Source organism: Algimonas arctica (assembly GCF_014652695.1).
Taxonomy (GTDB): Bacteria; Pseudomonadota; Alphaproteobacteria; order Caulobacterales; family Maricaulaceae; genus Litorimonas; species Litorimonas arctica.
Window position 1 is genome coordinate 1 of sequence record NZ_BMZH01000036.1, and the last position, 1,958, is coordinate 1,958.

Below are 1,958 nucleotides of genomic sequence, written 5' to 3' on the forward strand. Positions count from 1 at the left end.
AGCGATGCGTGATGCATCCCTCAGCCAATGGCGTGAGTTGATAGCTGTCTAGCTGAGGGCTAACCTTATAGAAATCCGGCCGTAGCCGTTTAAGCTGACAATGCCCTACTTCTTAATCACGTAGCTCTCCAGTACTTCGTCTTCTTGGTCGACGGCTCTCCAAAGGAAATTCTGGGCACAATTGAACTTCACAAAGACCTGGTCGAGGTGCCATTGCCTCTATAACATTTTCGGACTTATCACGCCAAATTTCACCATGCTTTCAGCCATGGATACGCTCATCTCTTTGATCGAGCGTGGCGTGATGTCTAATTCTTCGATAAGGCGTTGATTGCTGAAAATGGATTTTTTGCCCAACCCAGCTTTGATCAAACGAACGGTTGGATCGAAAATTCCTAGAATATGTACCATGAAATTGGGGAGTTTCCTGACCGGAGCCGCATATCCGGCCGAACGGAGTTCACAAGCAACATCAATCATCCATGCATAATCCCCAACCAAACAATATCGTCGACCCGCCGCGACTTTGCGGATCATGGCCTCAAAATGCGCATCCGCAACGTCACGGACATCAATACAACTGAAACCAATCGCCGGGCAGGCAGGCACAGAGCCGTCGAGTAATTTCTTGACCATATCACCAGATGTCGAATAATCGGCGCTCGTCAAAGGACCAAGAACGGCGCCAGGATTGATCACGGATAATTCCATTTTTCCAGCCGCGTCTGTTTGCATGAACTCCCAAGCCGCTTGTTCGGCAACCGTCTTGCTTTTGGCATAGGCTGTGAGGTCGCCCTCCAAATTTGACCAATCATCCTCGGAATAGATGTAATCCTTAGGATGGTCACGACCATAACCGATCGCGGCAATTGAAGAAGTCATAACAACACGTTTGACCTTGGCTTTGGCGGCGGCGCGTAAGGCCCTTAATGCGCCTTCGCGAGCGGGAACTATCAAATCATCTTCATTGTCCGGGGCAGTATTAGGAAATGGAGAGGCAACATGTTGGACGAAGGTACATCCCTTGGCCGCCGTCTCCCATCCCTCATCTGAAGAGAGGTCGAGTTCGACGAAACTTAGGTCTTTGACATCAGCATAAGCAGACAGCGCTGTTCTGACGTCTTCTGCTTGGTTCATCGAGCGTAAAGAACCGCGCACTTTATAGCCCTCATTCAGCAGTCTGATAATGCAGTGACCGGCGATAAACCCTGACGCGCCGGTCACTAGAACGGATTTCTTTGGACGTCTCGTCGCTTTGGGTTTTAACGTGGTTTCAGGTTGGGGCTTTGTTGAGGTCATTTCAACCCGTTATCATGGTTACGCAAAACGGGCATCACAGAATTTAAAAGCCTAAATATATTGACTCATTGGAAGACCCTAACAGACCAATTTAAGACCAAGTTCCTCCTACAATGTCGTCAAGAGGAAAAAGACAAGGCCAAGGACGTTTCAAAATCGATTGCAGAGGGATGCAGGCGATAGTCCCTCGGTTTGGTGCAAAAAAGATTGAGTTATTTCTGAGTGCGCGCGGCGAAGATGCGGTCTACTCGCATCGCTCAAAGAGTGACGGCTTTGTCCTCGGCTAAATTCGACTCGAGGTGCTGAAGCGTCCGTATTAGTGTTGCGAATTATGCGGCGTATGTGCCGAACACCGCGACTTACACGCCGATCATATCATTTATTGTTCCCCGTCACGAGGACCCCTGCGGTCCATCATGTGACCCAAACTTTGTTTTGCAATTGTCTGACTTCAGCGCCTACGAGAAAGATTTGAGTTTGGGCTAAGCGAGGGGTTCTCAAGGGAACTGCCGGACGAACGCCTCCTCGTTTCGCCGCTTTTGAATAATCGCATGAGTGTCCGTCGTCATATAAAACGGCACAGATTTCGGCCTGGGCCAAGAGAGACTTTGCTCACCTTTATTGATTGATATTAGGCGACGGCTTTGCGGTATTGCAAC

General features: G+C 49.3%; 1 protein-coding gene and 1 pseudogene. Both read right to left on the reverse strand.

Features of this window, described 5'->3' with window-relative positions; genetic code table 11:
- Window positions 1-111: 111 nt before the first annotated feature.
- Window positions 112-216 (reverse strand): annotated as a pseudogene (locus IE105_RS15210) (DDE-type integrase/transposase/recombinase); the annotation flags it as partial.
- 3 nt (window positions 217-219) lie between these two features.
- The gene (locus IE105_RS15215; RefSeq protein WP_189499740.1) at window positions 220-1,299 is read right to left on the reverse strand and encodes an NAD-dependent epimerase/dehydratase family protein; all 1,080 of its coding nucleotides are present in this window, start codon (window positions 1,297-1,299) and stop codon (window positions 220-222) included.
- Between the last annotated feature and the right edge of the window lie 659 nt (window positions 1,300-1,958).